The organism is Streptomyces shenzhenensis, from assembly GCF_021462265.1.
Lineage (GTDB): Bacteria > Actinomycetota > Actinomycetes > Streptomycetales > Streptomycetaceae > Streptomyces > Streptomyces shenzhenensis.
In genome coordinates this window covers 1-14969 of the sequence record NZ_JAJONF010000020.1, presented here as the reverse complement: position 1 = coordinate 14969, position 14969 = coordinate 1, and the positions used below count along the sequence as shown (strand labels likewise).

Sequence of the window (14969 nt, the reverse complement as noted above, 5' to 3'; positions counted from 1 at the left end):
GCCGACCTCCTACTCACCCACCTTGGCGACGAGCACACAGGCCTCGTCCTCGCGTTCGTTCTCGCCGAACTCCTCGACCACGGCCCGGACAGCGTCCTGGGCGGTGCGCGCCGCCCCGAACCGGGGGGCCAGGTGGAGGAGAGCGTCCAGAGAGTCCGCTCCGCTGTGCCCGGGCACCACTCCGTCGGTGTGCAGCAGCAGCAGATCGCCCGGTTCCAGGGTCACTTCGGCCTGCCCGTAACCGGCTTTCGAGGTGGCACCGAGCAGCACGCCCTGCGGCGCGCTGAGCGCACACCCCGTCCCGTCGCGGAACAGCAGCGGGGCGGGGTGTCCTGCCTGTGCCCAGGTCAGGGTGCGGGTGGCGGGGCGGTAGCGGCAGCAGACGGCGCTGCCCAGGGCGGGTTGCACGGTGGCGTCGAGTAACTGGTTGAGCAGGCACATGAGCTGCCCAGGCCGGGTGCCTGCCATCGCCATACCGCGTACGGCGCCCAGCAGCATCGTCATGCCCGAGGCGACGGCGACGCCGTGCCCGGTGAGGCCGCCGACGCTCAGCAGGGTGTCACCGTCGGCCAGCTCCAGCGCGTCGTACCAGTCGCCGCCCAGCAGGCCGCGGGCCCCGGACGGCAGGCGGCGCGCGGCGACGTCGAGTGTGCCGGGCCCCTGGCGCGGCAGCCGCAGGGCACCGCGCCCCGGCGGCAGCACGGCCTCCTGGAGCTCGACGGCGAGCCGCTGTTCGGTCTCGGCCCGCCGGTGGTGCCGCTGCAGCGTGTCCCGTGTCTCGCGCACCGTCCGCTGGCTGCGCCGCAGTTCGCTCACGTCCCGCAGCACGGCCCACATCGAGGCGGTGCCGGCGTCGCCGTCGAGCACGGGCTCGCCCATCATGTGGACGGTCCGCACGTCCCCGTCGGGCCGCAGGACACGGAACTCGCCGTCGATCGGCTTGGCGTCGACCAGGCAGGCGGTGACCATCGCGGTCAGCCGGGGCCGGTCGTCGTCCAGGACGAGGGCGGGCAGTTCGTCGAGGGTGAGCGCGGGCGTGGCCGGGTCACGGCCGAGGATCCGGTAGAGCTCACCGGACCAACTGGCCTCGTCCGTCAGGAGGTTCCACTCCGCGCTGCCGACCCGGCTGAGCAACGAACCGGAGGCGGGCGCGGCGTGCCGGGCGGGCCCCGTCTCCACTCCGGCCGGCGGAGGTGCCGGTCCGTCCCGCAGCTGGGCCAGGTGCTCGTCCAGGTCGTCGAGTTGATGCAGGGCCAGGTCGTACAGGGCCCGCTGCCAGCGCTCCTCGGGGTCCGAACCGGAGCTCTGGGCGTCCCGCCGGACCGCGTCCACGTCGCCCTTGAGCCGCCGCGTCTGCGATATCAACGCCTCGACCGAGCCGCGTCCGGGCGGCTGGGCGGCGGGGCGGTCCGCAGAGACATGGGACGGCATGACGCACTCCGATGCGGGACTGTACGGCCAGGGCGAGCGGTGGGACCGGTTACGACTGTTGCACAGCCTGCGACGCCCTGTAAGGGATTTGGCAACACACGATACGGTGGTGCTTCTGGCATATGTCAGAGTCTTCACGGGCTGGTCGACCGCCATGAAAGGCGTACTCGATCGGGTGCGCACGTCGTAGTCGGACTACGCGACTTGGCGGACTCCACGGCATTTCCGTGTCGCGATCGGGCGATTGTTCGACGCCTCTGTGTTCACAGTGCCGCGGTCTCGGCCAACACCGGCAACTCTGTCCGGAATTCGCGTCATGCGAGGGGCCTTCGCGGAGTCCTAATGGCATGGACATCACTTTCGAGCAACCAGCCCGCGCCCGGCTGATCACCGCGGAGGACGCGGAGGTCCCGGTGCCCGCCACGCTCCGGTACACCTCCGGAGATCCGCTCGCCGTCTTCGTGGACTTCCCCGCCGAGGTCACCCTCGGCGGCGAGGAGGTCACGTGGACCTTTGCCCGATCGCTCCTCGACGAGGGACTCGGCGCCCCGGCCGGGCGCGGGGACGTCCACATCTGGCCCTGCGGCCCGGGGCGTACGGCCGTGGAGTTCCACTCGCCGCACGGGCTCGCCCTGCTCCAGTTCGACACCCAGGCGCTGTTCCGGTTCCTGCAGCGCACCCACGAGGTGGTGGCCCCGGGACAGGAGGACCTCGAAGCGGTGGTGGAGCGGGGTCTGAGCACGCTGTTCGGGGGCGTGTGAGGCCCCGGGGGCCACCGACCGTACTTTTGACTCTTGTTCACTCCCGCCTCACCGTTCCTGGCTGGAGCCTGCCGACCGCCTCGTGCACCCTTGCGCGCGGTGTGCCGCACGGGCGCACCGGTGACGAGGACGAGGCGAATGACACCGATCAGCCGAAGAGGCTTCGTGGGACTGGGTGCTTCCGTGGCGGCGGGCATGGCGGTGGGCGCCGCCGGCCCACGGACCGCGGCCGCGGCCGCGGCCCAGAGCACGGCGACCGGCACGATCTCGGACGTCGGGCACGTGGTGATCCTCATGCAGGAGAACCGCAGCTTCGACCACTACTTCGGACGCCTCAAGGGCGTCCGCGGCTTCGCGGACCGCAGCGCCATCACCCTGAGCGGCGGCTACCCGGTCTTCAACCAGCCGAACGGCCTCGGCCGCCAGTACCCCTGGAAGCTCAGCGCCACCCCGGACGCCGGCGGCAAGGACGGCGAGACCCTCGCCCAGTGCAGCGGCGACCTGCCGCACTCGTGGTCCTCCCAGCACTCCGCGTGGAACAAGGGCCGCCTCGACAACTGGGTCGCGGGCGTCGGCAGCGTCCGGTCCCTCGGCTATCTGGACCGTTCCGACCTCCCCTTCCACTACGCCCTCGCCGACAACTACACGATCTGCGACGCCTACTTCTGCTCCACCCTCAGCGCCACCGGCCCCAACCGCACCTATCTGTGGAGCGGCAAGGTCGACTCCAGCAGTTACGACGGCGGTGACGAGTCCGGCCTGACCTGGCAGAACTACGCCGAGGCCCTGCAGAGCGCCGGAGTGACCTGGAAGGTCTACCAGAACGCCCAGGACAACTACGGGGACAACGGCTGCGGCTACTTCAAGAACTTCGCCGGTGCCAAGGCGGGCAACCCCCTGTACGACCGGGGCATGGCCTCCGTCCCGGCGGTGACCGGCTCCACCCCCGACGACATCGCCGCCGCCATCAGGGCCGACGTCGTCGCCGGCACTCTCCCGCGGGTCTCCTGGGTGGTCGCCGACCAGGCCTCCTCCGAGCACCCCTACGCCCCGCCCGGCGACGGCGCCCACTTCGTCAACCTGGTCTACCAGGCCCTCGCCGCCGACGCGGACGTCTTCAACTCCACCGTCCTGTTCCTCAACTACGACGAGAACGACGGCTACTTCGACCACGTCCCGCCCCCGGCCCCGCCCACCGGCACGGCCGGTGAGTTCCTGAACGGCGTGCCGTACGGCTTCGGCTTCCGGGTCCCGATGATCGTCATCTCGCCCTGGACCCGCGGCGGCTGGGTCTCCTCCGAGGTCTTCGAGCACACCTCGGTGCTGCGTTTCCTGGAGACCTGGACCGCGGCCCTGGGCACGCCCGCCACCTGCCCCAACATCAGCGACTGGCGGCGCAAGGTCAGCGGCGACCTGACCGGCGTCTTCGACTTCGCCAACCCCGTCCACGGAGCCGTCTCCCTGCCCGCGACCGGCGTCATCGGCTACTCCACCTGCGGCCCGCTGCCCAACCCGGTCCCCACCACCAACGCCCTGCCCGCCCAGGAGCCCGGCACCCGCCCGTCCCGCGCGCTGCCCTACCAGCCGAACGGCTACCTGGACCACCTGGAGTTCGGGACGGGCGGCACGATCCGCGCCTGGTTCACCATGGCCAACCAGGGCACCCCGGCGACCCGGGCGGCCCACTTCTCCATCCACCCGAACGCCTACCGTGACACCACGCCCTGGCAGTACACCGTCGACGCGGGCTCCACCGCCTCCGACTACTTCAGTATCGGCACCGGGTACGGCGCCGGCAAGTACGACCTGACCATGGTCGGCCCCAACCGCTTCCTGCGCCGTTTCCAGGGCGACGCCACCAAGGCCGGCAAGTCGGCAGAGGTGAGCACCCGTTACGCCGTCGAGTCCGGCACCGGCAAGCTCGCCATCTGGTTCAAGATGACCAACTCCGGCTCGTCGCCGGTGAAGTTCACCATCACCTCGAACAACTACCGCACCGACGGCCCGTGGACGTACACCGTCGCCGCGGGCGCGTCGGCCGAGGACTACTTCAACGCCGTCGCGTACCAGGGCGGCTGGTACGACTTCACGCTCACGGTGGACTCCGACGCGACCTGGTCGCGCCGGTTCACCGGCCGCCTGGAGACGGGCGCCGCCGGCGTCAGCGGCTGAGGTCCGCGTACAGGTCCGGGCGCGGGGCGAGTCCGACGGTCGTGCGGCCGCCGATCTCCAGCGCCCGGACCCCGGCCTCGGCGACCACGGAGGAGGCGTAGCCGTCCCAGGCGCTCGGTCCGGTGACCCGGCCCCGCCGGGTGGCGTCCACCCAGGCCTGCACCTCGCGGTCGTAGGCGTCGGCGAACCGCACCAGATAGTCCTGCGCCACCTCTTCGCGGGCGCCGCCGACCGAGGTGACCAGCATGGTGTGGTCCTCGCCGATGCGGGCGCTGCCCCGCTCGCACACGGCCTCGCAGCGCACCTGGTAGCCGAAGCCGCAGTTCACGAACACCTCGACGTCGACGACCGCGCCCGCGTCGGTCTCGAAGAGGACCAGCTGCGGGTCGAGCAGCCCCTCGGGGGCGCCCGAGGAGGGCCGCGGCCGCAGCACGGTCACCGCGGTCAGCTCCTGGCCGAGCAGCCAGCGGGCCGCGTCGATCTCGTGCGACACCGAGCTGTCGATCAGCATGGCGCTGGTGAAGCCGGGCGGCGAGGACACGTTGCGGTGGACGCAGTGCAGCATCAGCGGCCGGCCCAGACTGCCGCCGTCCAGCAGCGACTTCAGGCGCTGGTACTCGGCGTCGTAGCGGCGCATGAACCCGATCTGCGCCAGCCTGCGCCCGAGCCCCGCTTCGGCCTCCACCACCCGCAGCGCACCGGCGGAGTCCGGCACCATGGGCTTCTCGCACAGCACCGGGAGCCCGCGCTCCAAGGCCGCGAGCAGTGGTTCCTCGTGCGCCGGGCCGGGGGAGGCGATGAGCACGGCGTCGACACCCGGCGCGGCCAGGGCGGCCAGCGGGTCCGCGTGGACGGTGACGCCGTCGAGACCGGCCACCGCATCCTCGGCACGGTCGAGGTCGGGGTCGGCGACCGCCGCCACCCTCGCACCGTTCACCACCTGGTCCAGCCGTCGTATGTGGTCGGCCCCCATGTGTCCGGCACCCAGAACCGCGACGCCCAGCAACTCAGCCACGCCCACACACTCCCTCTCGGCCGACGATCACGTTCATGAGCCTACGTCGGCCGAGCGAGGGGTCAGTCAGTAGCGCAGCACGCCGGCGATGCCGTTCTCGTCGCCCAGGGTGCCGTCCGGGACGAAGCGCACCTCGGCGCCGGTCTCCAGGCACTGTTCGACGATCTCGTCCACGATGTCGTCGCGGGCGTCGAGGTCACCACTCGCGGCCGGGACCAGGTGGTCGCCGTCGTCGCGGACCGTGGTGCGGTAGTTCTCCTCGACGGCGAGCAGCCGGACACGGCCCTCGCGGGCGTTCTGCCAGACCTCGTCGACGCCGGCCGCGAACGTCTTGTGACCGTGCGCGGCTTCGAGTTCCCGGGCCACCGACGCGGCGCTCCGGCGGGACTCCGCCTGGAGAAGCGGACTGATCGCCTGCCACACGGCCTCCGGACCGGCGTGCGAGAGACCGCCGTGCTGCACGGGGACGCTGTGCCTGGCGACGTTGCCGAGTTCCTCCCACAGGGAGAGGGCCGCCTGCTCGCCGGTGACGTAGAGCGGCCGCGGGTCGTCGCGCAGCAGCGCGGCCATCGCGGTGTTCGCGTCCCGCAGGAAGTGCTTGGTGCCCTCGTCACGGAAGGTGCTGGGCTGGTCGCCGATGCGTTGCAGGCGCTCGGCGTCGAAGTTCTCCTGGCCGCGGTGCAGCGGGAAACCGCCGGACCGGCTCTCGGTGACCCGGTCGGTACCGCCGTCCCAGAGCGTGATCCGGTCGGCGGAGACGGACAACACCCAGAACGGCCGCTCGGCGGCGTGTGCCGAGACCAGGTTGCGGGTCAGGAAGGTGTCCGAGAGCACCACACGCTCGGGCACGCTGCGGGCGAGCGACCACACCTGGTGCTCACCCGGCGCGGCGAAGATCGCCAGGCCGTCTTCGGTGTACGCCAGGTCGACCTCGGCGAGGGCCTGGTCGAGCTGCCTGGCGACGTCGGAGCGCCGGTCCCGGGTGACCGCGGGGTCGGCCTCCAGTTGCTTCTTCGCCTCGGCCACGACATTGCGCAGCCGGACGGGGTCCTGGGCGTTGTCGGGCCCACGGCGGTGCGTCGGCGTCAGCACCGAGACGGCGGGATAGGGACGCGGGCGGCGCAGTTCGGCAAGGGTCGAAGAACTGAGTGCGTGCTCCATATCAGCACCATAGGGCCGATTCGCCATTGCGGCATTTGGGGTAGTTCCGCGGCCCCCGATCCGGGCCGCGCCGTAACCGTGTTGAGGCCCGCGGCCCGGTGACGAAGGGCGGCAGTGCCGGTTACCGTACCCGGCAGTAACCGGATCTCGCCCCAGGAGGCCCCATGCCGCGGTTCGAAGTCGACGGAGCGGCGCTGGCGTACGACGACGAGGGCCCTCGTGACGGCGGCGCCGCGCCCCTGGTGTTCATCCACGGCTGGACCGCGAACCGGCACCGCTGGGACCACCAGATGGCGCACTTCGCCGAACGCCGCCGGGTGATCCGGCTCGACCTGCGCGGCCACGGCGAGAGCACCGGGGCCGGGGTGAGGACTGTCGCCGAGCTGGCGCGGGACGTCACGGCCCTCCTCGGCCATCTCGGGGTGGACCGTTTCGTCCCCGTCGGTCACTCCATGGGCGGCATGATCTCCCAGACGCTCGCGCTGGCCCACCCGGAGCGGGTCGAGCGGATGGTCCTGGTCGGCTCCATCGGCCGGATGACGTACAGCCGTGGCCGGGGGCTGCTGATGGCGGCCTCCACCCTGGTGCCGTACAAGGTGTTCGTCGCCGCCAACATCCAGCGTGCCTTCGCCCCCGGCCATCCGCGCGAGGAGATCCGGGAGTACGTCCGCGCGTCCGCCGCCACCCCGCGCGAGGTCGTCATGACGCTGTACGGCGCCATGCGGTCCTTCGACGTCCTCGACCGGGCCGGCGAGATCACCGCACCGACCCTGATGGTGCACGGCTACCACGACATCCAGCTGCCGGTGCGGCAGATGCTGCGGATGGCCAAGGCCTATCCGGACGCGGAGGTCCGGATCATCGACGCCGGCCACGAACTCCCGGTGGAGCGGCCGGCCGAACTGACGGCGGTCCTGGACCGGTTCCTGGGGCCGGCCGCGTAGCCCGGGCTCGCCGCGGCACCAGGTGGCCGGCGCCCGGCGAAAGCCGCGGCGCCGGCCCGTTTGGGGAACATTTTGCGCTTGGCCTGTTCCGGGCGGACCGGACCCGGGGTGCGGCGGCTCCGCGGGCCTGGTGCGGGCAAAACGCGTCCGAAAGTGACGGCGGGGTACTCCGTTCGTGTTACGGCCAGGTTGACCGGCCGAGGCCGCGGGCGCACGCTCGTCATATAGGTGCTGAATACAAGTGGTTCGCTCGGGCAATCGCCTGCGTCACGGAACCGCAGGTGGCGCGCGTGGCCCGGCTGACCCGCAGCAGGAGGTAACGCATGTGTGGCATCACCGGCTGGGTCTCCTTCGACCGTGACCTCACCACCGAGACGCGCGCATTGGATGCGATGACGCAGACGATGGCCTGCCGCGGTCCCGACGACCGGGGTACCTGGAGCGAGGGCCCCGCCGCCCTGGGCCACCGCAGGCTCGCGATCATCGACCTGCCCGGCGGCCGCCAGCCGATGACCGTCCGCACCCCGGCCGGCACCGTCGCGATGGTCTACTCCGGCGAGGCCTACAACTTCACCGAACTGCGCCGCGAACTGGTCGGCCGGGGCCACGAGTTCACCACCGACTCGGACACCGAGGTCGTGCTCCGCGGCTATGTCGAGTGGGGCGACGCCGTCGCCGAGCGGCTCAACGGCATGTACGCCTTCGCCGTCTGGGACGGTCGCCACGACAAGCTCGTGATGATCCGCGACCGCATGGGCATCAAGCCCTTCTACCTGTACCCGACCCCGGACGGCGTCGTGTTCGGCTCCGAACCCAAGGCGATCCTGGCCAACCCGCTGGTGCGGCCCCGGGTCGGCCTGGACGGGCTGCGTGAGTTGTTCACCATGGTCAAGACCCCCGGGCACGCCGTGTGGGAGGGCATGCGCGAGGTGGAACCCGGCACCGTCGTCACCGTCGACCGCGCCGGCCTGCGCACCCGGGCCTACTGGCGGCTGCAGACCCGCCCGCACACCGACGACCGCGACACCACCGTCGCCACCGTCCGTGAACTCCTCGACGACATCGTGCGCCGCCAGCTGGTCGCCGACGTGCCCCGCTGCACCCTGCTCTCCGGCGGCCTCGACTCCTCCGCCATGACCGCCCTCGCCGCCCGGCAACTCGCCGTGCACGGCGAGAAGGTGCGCAGTTTCGCCGTCGACTTCGCCGGCCGGACCGACAACTTCGTCGCGGACGAACTGCGCGGCACCCCCGACACGCCCTTCGTGCACGACGTGGCCCGCCTCGCCCGCACCGACCACCAGGACATCGTCCTCGACGTGGCCAGCCTCGCCGACCCCGCGGTCCGCGAGCGGGTGATCCGGGCCCGTGACCTGCCGGCCGGGTTCGGGGACATGGACACCTCGCTCCTGCTGCTGTTCCGGGCCGTCCGCGACCAGTCCACCGTCGCGCTGTCCGGGGAGTCCGCCGACGAGGTGTTCGGCGGCTACCTGCAGTTCTTCGACGAGGGAGCCCGCACCGCCGACACCTTCCCCTGGCTCGTCCAGTTCGCCCGGCACTTCGGCGACGACTCCGATGTCCTGCGCGCGGACCTCGCCAAGTCCCTCGACCTGGACCACTACGTCGCCGACGCCTACCGGTCCGCCGTCACCGGCATCCAGCGGCTGGACGGCGAGAGCGACTTCGAGTACCGGATGCGGCGCATGAGCCATCTGCACCTCACCCGCTTCGTCCGCATCCTGCTCGACCGCAAGGACCGGATGAGCATGGCCGTCGGCCTGGAGGTCCGGGTGCCGTTCTGCGACCACCGGCTCGTCGAGTACGTCTACAACGCGCCCTGGGCCCTCAAGTCCTTCGACGGCCGCGAGAAGACCCTGCTCCGCGAGGCCACCCGGGACGTCCTCCCGCAGTCCGTGTACGACCGGGTCAAGAGCCCCTACCCCTCCACCCAGGACCCGGAGTACGGCCGCGCCCTCCAGGACCAGGTCAAGGACCTGCTGGCCCGGCCGGGCCACCGGGTCTTCGACCTCGTCGACCGCGAGAAGGCCGACCGGGCGGCCCGCCGGACCGACCTGAGCACCCAGGCCGGCCGGCGCGGTCTGGAACGCACCCTCGACCTGGCCCACTGGATCGACCTCTACGACCCGGAGTTCACCCTCTCCTGAGCCTCAGTCCGGCGAGTCGGTGACGGCGCCCCCGTCACCGTCCGCCGGGCAGGAGCTGCCGTCCGGCGGCAGCGTGCCGTACAGGAGGAAGTCGTCGACCTTGGCGTGCACACACGTGGACGACGTGTAGCCGGTGTGGCCGTCGCCCCTGTTGTCCAGCACCACCGCCGACGGACCGAGCCGCTTCGCCGTCTCGACGGTCCAGCTGTACGGCGTCGCCGGGTCACCGCGCGTGCCCACGAGCAGCATCCGCGCGGAGGGCACGTCCTTGACCTCCTCGCGGATGAAGCCGGTGCCACGCGGCCGGCCGTAGCAGAGCAGGACCTGGGTGAGCCGGAACCGGCCGAAGACCGGGGAGGCCCGCTGGTACTCCTCGTCCAGCCGGGCGACGTCCCGGGTGAGCCGCTCGGCGCTCGGCCGGTCCGGATCGTCGGCGCAGTTGATCGCCATCAGCGCGGCCGACAGGTTGTCCGCCGGGATCTCCGAGCCGTCCACGAGCCCGGCGCCTCGCCTGTGTCCCTGCGGCAGCGCGTGGCCGCCGGACGCGAGGTTCTCCACCGCCCGGGTGTCCCCGTCCTCGACCAGCGTGGCCAGCGCCCGCTCCAGCGCCGGCCACAGCTCCTTGCCGTACAGCCCCTGCCCGATGGCCGCCACCAGGTCCTGACCGGAGAACGAGCCGCCGAAGTCGGAGGGCACCGGGTCCTTGTCGAGGGAGCGCACCAGCCTCACGACCGCCTCGCCGGCCTTGCGCCGGTCCTGCCCGAACGGGCACCCCAGGTCGGTGACGCACCAGTCCAGGAAGTCGTCCAGCGCCGTCTGCTGCCCCCGGGCACCGGCCACCCCCTGCTCGGCCAGCGACTCGGTCAGCGTGTCCACGCCGTCCAGCGCCATCCGGCCCACGTTGTGCGGGAACTGCGCCGCGTACACCGCGCCGAGCCTGGTGCCGTAGGAGAAGCCGAGGTAGTTGAGCTTGCTGTCGCCGAGCGCCTGGCGGATGACGTCCAGGTCCCGGGAGGCGTTCACGGTGCCTATGTGGGCCAGCACCGGCCCGGAGTTCCTGGTGCACCGCAGCGTCAGCTGCTTCAGCGCCTTCATCAGGGCCGGCGGACGGCCGAGGCCGGGTGGCTCCCCGGCGCTCGCGGCGTCCGGGGACCCCTCGGGGGCACCGCAGCTGACGGGGGAGGAGCGGCCGACCCCGCGCGGGTCGAAGCCGACCACGTCGTAGCCGTTGGTCAGGCCCAGGAAGTCCTTGCCCTGCTGGCCGAGCCCGCTGACGCCCGAGCCGCCGGGGCCGCCGAAGTTCAGCAGCACCGAGCCCCGCGACCTGCCGGTCGCCCGGTAGCGGGACAGCGCCAGATCGAGGGTGCCCGCGGCCGGTTGCGCGTAGTCCAGGGGGACGGTGACCCTGGCGCACTGCATGTCCTTGGGCAGCTCGACGTCCTTGCACGCCGTCCATCTGACCTTCTGCCGGTAGAACCGGGTCAGGTCCGGCTGCCCGCCGCCCGTGTCCGAGACGGCCGCGGGCAGGCCGGCGCCGAGCAGCGCCAGCGCGACGGCTCCGGCGTCCGCGCAGCGCCGCAGGGCGGGCCGGGTACGGGGCACGGCAGGCATCTAGGGCCTCCAGGGACGCTCCGCGACGGACCGGGTACAAGGGCTTGCGCTCACCATAAGCGGGCTCCGCGGGGGCCGCCTCCCGGCGGGCGGGGCGGCCGGGAGGCGGCTCTGTCCGCCGCGCGATCACCCGGTTTCAGGGTCCTTGCACACTTTTACTGTTGGTTCGAGTTCAGTATCACTCGATGAGGTGAAAGGTCGATTAGCCATAACTCAGATGGTTCGTCTGCGTTTTAACCAGTGCGGGCGAGCGCCCGTAATCACGTCTGGAAGGCAGGGAACCTATGAAACGGGTTACCCGAAACGGGGTGATCGCCATCGCCGCCGCCTCAGGTGCGATGGCTGTGGCGGTCCCGGCCTGGGCCGACTCGGGCGCGGCCGGTACCGCGGCCGGTGCGCCCGGGGTGATCTCCGGCAACGACATCCAGTTGCCGGTGCACGTCCCGGTGAGCGGGTGCGGGAACACCGTGAACGTGGTGGGGCTCTTGAACCCGGCGGCAGGCAACGCCTGCGCGAACCAGGACGGTGGCGACACCGGTCAGGACGTTCCCGGCGGCTCGGCCACGTCCGGTGGCGCGTCCGCGGGGGGCACCGAGGAGGACTCGCGCGGAGTGATCTCCGGAAACGACATCCAGCTGCCGGCCGACATCCCGGTGAACGTCAGCGGCAACAGCGTGAACGTGGTCGGCGTCGGCAATCCGGCCATCGGCAACACCTCCGGCGACCACCCGAGCCCCCCGCCGGCACCCACCCCCCCGCCGCCGACCGAGCCCCCGCCCGCTCCCCGGCCACCGGCCCCGCCGAAGACCCACACCGGGCCCAGGGCGCACCACCCCGTCGAGGCCAGCCTCGCCCACACCGGCACGGACCTCACCGGCGCCGCCGCGGCGGGCAGCGCGGCGCTGCTGCTCACCGGGACCGCCCTGCGCCGGCGCTTCGGCCCGGGCCGGACACGCTGAGCGCCTGCGGCCGGGGTCGGACACGCTGAGCGCCTGCGTTCCGGGCCGGACACGCTGACCGCCTGAGGTGATACCAAGACGGGCTGACGCACCGTGTGTCCGCAGGCCCCACCGGACCCGAACCGGTGGGGCCTGCGCCGCGACCGCCCCCGCTGCCGTGCCGGCCGCCGGTGTGTGCGCGGCGCCAGTGGCGCACGTCAACGGCTTGATCCCGTCGTGCCGCGGTGCCCGGTGATCGGGAAGGATGCTGCGGGCGCGCGGCGCCGCTCGCCGCGCGGTCGGACCCCGCCATGGAATGGAGCGCAGCGATGACCTCTCCGGCCTCCCAGGACCTCGTCGTCACCCAGGCCAGGCCGGACGACTGGCCGGTGATCGCCGGCTGGGCGGCGGACGAGGGCTGGAATCCCGGACTGTCGGACACCACCGCCTTCTTCGCCCAGGATCCTGACGGGTTCTTCGTCGGCCGCGTCGACGGCGAGCCGGTGTCGGCCGTCTCCGTCGTCAACTTCGGCGCCGACTACGCCTTCCTGGGCTGGTACCTGGTCCGCCCCGACCTGCGCGGCCGGGGGCACGGCCTCACCACCTGGAAGACCGCGCTCGCCCATGCCGGCCACCGCACCGTCGGCCTCGACGGCGTGGTCGCCCAGCAGGACAACTACCGCCGCTCCGGCTTCGAACTCGCCCACCGCACCACCCGGTTCGTCGGTGTGGCCCCCGCCGGCGAGCCCCCGGCCGGCGTGCGGCCCGCCCGCCCCGCCGACCTGTCCGCCATCACGGCCTACGACAGCGCCTGCTGCCCGGCCGACCGGCCGCGCTTCGTGGCCGCGTGGCTGACCACCACCGGGCACAGGGCGCTCGTCCGCCACGACGGCGACCGCCTCACCGGTTACGGCGTGATCCGCCCCGGCCGCGACACCCTGCGCATCGGCCCCCTCTTCGCCGACACCGCGGACGACGCCCGCGCCCTGTTCACCGGCCTCACCGCCGAGGCGGCGGGCGACCAGGTCGCCATCGACGTGCCCGAGACCAGCACGGCGGGTGTCGCCCTCGCCGAGGCGGCCGGTCTCGCCCCTTCGTTCGAGACCGCCCGCATGTACACGGGTCCGGTCCGCGACCACGCCGGCGAGCGGGTCTTCGGAGTCACGACGCTGGAACTGGGCTGACCGCGGGCCCCGGCCCCCCGGCACCCACCGGTCAATTGCGTTGCAACCGCCGTGCCCGGATGGTGGAGTGCCCGGATGGATCACCGAACAGTGCTCGCTCTGTACGACCGTGACATGCGCGAGGGCGCCCTGCCCGACGGACCCGGCGCCCGGGTCGAGCGGGCGGGCGCGGTGGTGCGCCAGGTGGCGGGCGCCGAGGGATGGAACGGCGTTGTCTGGTCAGGGCTGGACGAGGCCACCGCGGATCGTGCGATCGCCGAGCAGACGGCCTTCTTCGCCGCCCACGGGCGGGAGTTCGAGTGGAAGCTCTACGGCCACGACCTGCCGTCGGACCTGGGTGACCGGCTCACCGCGGCCGGGTTCGTGCCGGAGCCCGAGGAGACGCTGATGGTCGCGGAGACCGCCCGGCTGAGCCTAGACGCCGGGCCGCCGGACGGCGTACGCGTGGTGCCCGCCACCGACCGGGCGGGCATCGAGCTCGTGGTCGACGTGCACGAGAAGGCCTTCGGCACCGACGGTGCGCCTCTTCGGCACCGGCTGCTGTCACGACTCGCCGAGCAGCCGGACAGCGTGGTCGCGATGGTCGCGCTCGCCGGGGACCAGCCGGTCAGTGCCGCCCGTGTCGAGCTGGTGCCCGGGGCGGCCTTCGCCGGCCTGTGGGGCGGCGGCACGGTGCGAGGGTGGCGCGGGCGTGGTGTGTACCGTGCCCTCGTCGCCCACCGGGCCCGTGTCGCCGCTGCACACGGCTGCCGGTACCTCCAGGTCGACGCGTCGCCCATGAGCCGGCCGATCCTCGAACGACTGGGCTTCCAGGCCCTGAGCACCACCACGCCGTATCTCTCTCCGCGGTAACCGGCAAGCGGCCGGCGGTGCCGGCGAGTCGGCCGCGGGCGGCATCGGCCGGCGGTCGGCGGGCCGGGCGCCGCCGGGCACGCCCGCGCGGCGGGGCCGCGCCGCGCGACGCGGTCCCGCCACGTGTGAGGCGCGCTCCGGTCACCGGCGTGCCCTGCTGCGGTCCAGTGCCGCGATCCCGATCGCCGCCAGAGCGATCTGTATGAACCACTCGATCCAGTCGGGCCCCTTGGTGTCGGCCACTCCGAAGCCCGCCGCGATCGCCGAACCCAGCAGCGCCGCGACGATGCCGACGACGATGGTCCACAGGACGCCGACGTGCTGGCGCCCGGGGACGACCAGGCGCCCCAGCACGCCGATGACGAGCCCGATGATGATGGCGCTGATGATGCCCGAGATCTCCATGTCCGCCCCTCTTCGCCTGTACTCCGCTGCTGTCCAATCTGCCCGCTCAATGCGGCGGCAGTCCCACCCGGTTGTTACAGCGGCTTTCTGTTCACCGGCCGGACATGCCATGTACCTTTCAATGAGTCGACGCGTGTAGAAATCTCAAGCAGATTCTACGCGCGCAGAGTTGGCGCCGCCCCCCTCTACCCCACCCCCTCACGGAGGTTCGCCGGATGCTTGGATCCAGCAGATCCCGCCATGGACTCACCACCGCCCTGGCAGGGTTCGCCCTGCTCGTCACGGGAGCCGCCCTCCAGGTCGGCACCGCGGCCACCCCCGCTCACGCGGCCA

At 72.3% G+C, this 14969-nt stretch carries 12 protein-coding genes; 7 read left to right on the top strand and 5 right to left on the bottom strand.

Annotated features, from left to right (window positions below; genetic code table 11):
• Window positions 1–9 precede the first annotated feature (9 nt).
• Window positions 10–1431, bottom strand: a complete 1422-nt coding sequence (locus LQ326_RS24735; protein ID WP_234539805.1) for a PP2C family protein-serine/threonine phosphatase — start codon at window positions 1429–1431, stop codon at window positions 10–12.
• 347 nt (window positions 1432–1778) lie between these two features.
• Between LQ326_RS24735 and LQ326_RS24730 the strand changes: the two genes are divergently transcribed.
• A complete protein-coding gene (locus tag LQ326_RS24730; protein ID WP_234539803.1) occupies window positions 1779–2192 on the top strand; it encodes an SsgA family sporulation/cell division regulator in 414 nt (137 codons plus the stop codon).
• Window positions 2193–2330: 138 nt separating this feature from the next.
• Complete coding sequence (locus LQ326_RS24725; protein ID WP_234539802.1) at window positions 2331–4364, top strand: phosphocholine-specific phospholipase C; 2034 nt, start codon at window positions 2331–2333, stop codon at window positions 4362–4364.
• Here LQ326_RS24725 and LQ326_RS24720 read toward each other — a convergent pair.
• Window positions 4354–5379 carry a Gfo/Idh/MocA family protein gene (locus LQ326_RS24720; RefSeq protein WP_234539800.1) on the bottom strand — a complete coding sequence of 342 codons (1026 nt, stop codon included), beginning with the start codon at window positions 5377–5379 and terminating at the stop codon, window positions 4354–4356. The genes LQ326_RS24725 and LQ326_RS24720 overlap by 11 nt on opposite strands.
• Before the next feature lie 66 nt (window positions 5380–5445).
• Window positions 5446–6540: a baeRF3 domain-containing protein gene (locus LQ326_RS24715; RefSeq protein WP_234539798.1), complete on the bottom strand. Its 1095-nt coding sequence runs from the start codon at window positions 6538–6540 to the stop codon at window positions 5446–5448.
• Between the two features lie 164 nt (window positions 6541–6704).
• Here LQ326_RS24715 and LQ326_RS24710 point away from each other — a divergent pair, with 164 nt between their 5' ends.
• Both LQ326_RS24710 and asnB read left to right on the top strand, forming a co-directional pair.
• The gene (locus tag LQ326_RS24710) at window positions 6705–7484 is read left to right on the top strand and encodes an alpha/beta fold hydrolase (protein WP_234539796.1); all 780 of its coding nucleotides are present in this window, start codon (window positions 6705–6707) and stop codon (window positions 7482–7484) included.
• 323 nt (window positions 7485–7807) lie between these two features.
• On the top strand, window positions 7808–9646 hold the full coding sequence (asnB, locus tag LQ326_RS24705) for an asparagine synthase (glutamine-hydrolyzing) (RefSeq protein ID WP_234539794.1): 1839 nt from the start codon (window positions 7808–7810) through the stop codon (window positions 9644–9646).
• Window positions 9647–9649: 3 nt separating this feature from the next.
• Here the strand turns inward: asnB and LQ326_RS24700 are convergent, their stop codons facing one another.
• On the bottom strand, window positions 9650–11257 hold the full coding sequence (locus tag LQ326_RS24700; protein WP_234539792.1) for an alpha/beta hydrolase: 1608 nt from the start codon (window positions 11255–11257) through the stop codon (window positions 9650–9652).
• 338 nt (window positions 11258–11595) lie between these two features.
• Between LQ326_RS24700 and LQ326_RS48365 the strand changes: the two genes are divergently transcribed.
• From LQ326_RS48365 to LQ326_RS24685, 3 genes are all read left to right on the top strand, one after another.
• Complete coding sequence (locus LQ326_RS48365; protein ID WP_308402013.1) at window positions 11596–12216, top strand: chaplin; 621 nt, start codon at window positions 11596–11598, stop codon at window positions 12214–12216.
• Between the two features lie 308 nt (window positions 12217–12524).
• Window positions 12525–13379, top strand: coding sequence for a GNAT family N-acetyltransferase (locus LQ326_RS24690; RefSeq protein WP_234539788.1), 855 nt, complete (start codon window positions 12525–12527; stop codon window positions 13377–13379).
• Window positions 13380–13454: 75 nt separating this feature from the next.
• On the top strand, window positions 13455–14231 hold the full coding sequence (locus LQ326_RS24685; protein ID WP_234539786.1) for a GNAT family N-acetyltransferase: 777 nt from the start codon (window positions 13455–13457) through the stop codon (window positions 14229–14231).
• Between the two features lie 141 nt (window positions 14232–14372).
• Here the strand turns inward: LQ326_RS24685 and LQ326_RS24680 are convergent, their stop codons facing one another.
• Window positions 14373–14636, bottom strand: coding sequence for a GlsB/YeaQ/YmgE family stress response membrane protein (locus LQ326_RS24680; RefSeq protein ID WP_234539785.1), 264 nt, complete (start codon window positions 14634–14636; stop codon window positions 14373–14375).
• Window positions 14637–14969: the final 333 nt, after the last annotated feature.

Bases quoted from the DNA above. Each gene is read 5' to 3' on its own strand.
- LQ326_RS24735 (WP_234539805.1), bottom strand. From the start codon at position 1,431: ATGCCGTCCCATGTCTCTGCGGACCGCCCCGCCGCCCAGCCGCCCGGA.
- LQ326_RS24730 (WP_234539803.1), top strand. From the start codon at position 1,779: ATGGACATCACTTTCGAGCAACCAGCCCGCGCCCGGCTGATCACCGCG.
- LQ326_RS24725 (WP_234539802.1), top strand. From the start codon at position 2,331: ATGACACCGATCAGCCGAAGAGGCTTCGTGGGACTGGGTGCTTCCGTG.
- LQ326_RS24715 (WP_234539798.1), bottom strand. From the start codon at position 6,540: ATGGAGCACGCACTCAGTTCTTCGACCCTTGCCGAACTGCGCCGCCCG.
- LQ326_RS24710 (WP_234539796.1), top strand. From the start codon at position 6,705: ATGCCGCGGTTCGAAGTCGACGGAGCGGCGCTGGCGTACGACGACGAG.
- asnB (WP_234539794.1), top strand. From the start codon at position 7,808: ATGTGTGGCATCACCGGCTGGGTCTCCTTCGACCGTGACCTCACCACC.
- LQ326_RS24700 (WP_234539792.1), bottom strand. From the start codon at position 11,257: ATGCCTGCCGTGCCCCGTACCCGGCCCGCCCTGCGGCGCTGCGCGGAC.
- LQ326_RS48365 (WP_308402013.1), top strand. From the start codon at position 11,596: ATGGCTGTGGCGGTCCCGGCCTGGGCCGACTCGGGCGCGGCCGGTACC.
- LQ326_RS24690 (WP_234539788.1), top strand. From the start codon at position 12,525: ATGACCTCTCCGGCCTCCCAGGACCTCGTCGTCACCCAGGCCAGGCCG.
- LQ326_RS24685 (WP_234539786.1), top strand. From the start codon at position 13,455: ATGGATCACCGAACAGTGCTCGCTCTGTACGACCGTGACATGCGCGAG.
- LQ326_RS24680 (WP_234539785.1), bottom strand. From the start codon at position 14,636: ATGGAGATCTCGGGCATCATCAGCGCCATCATCATCGGGCTCGTCATC.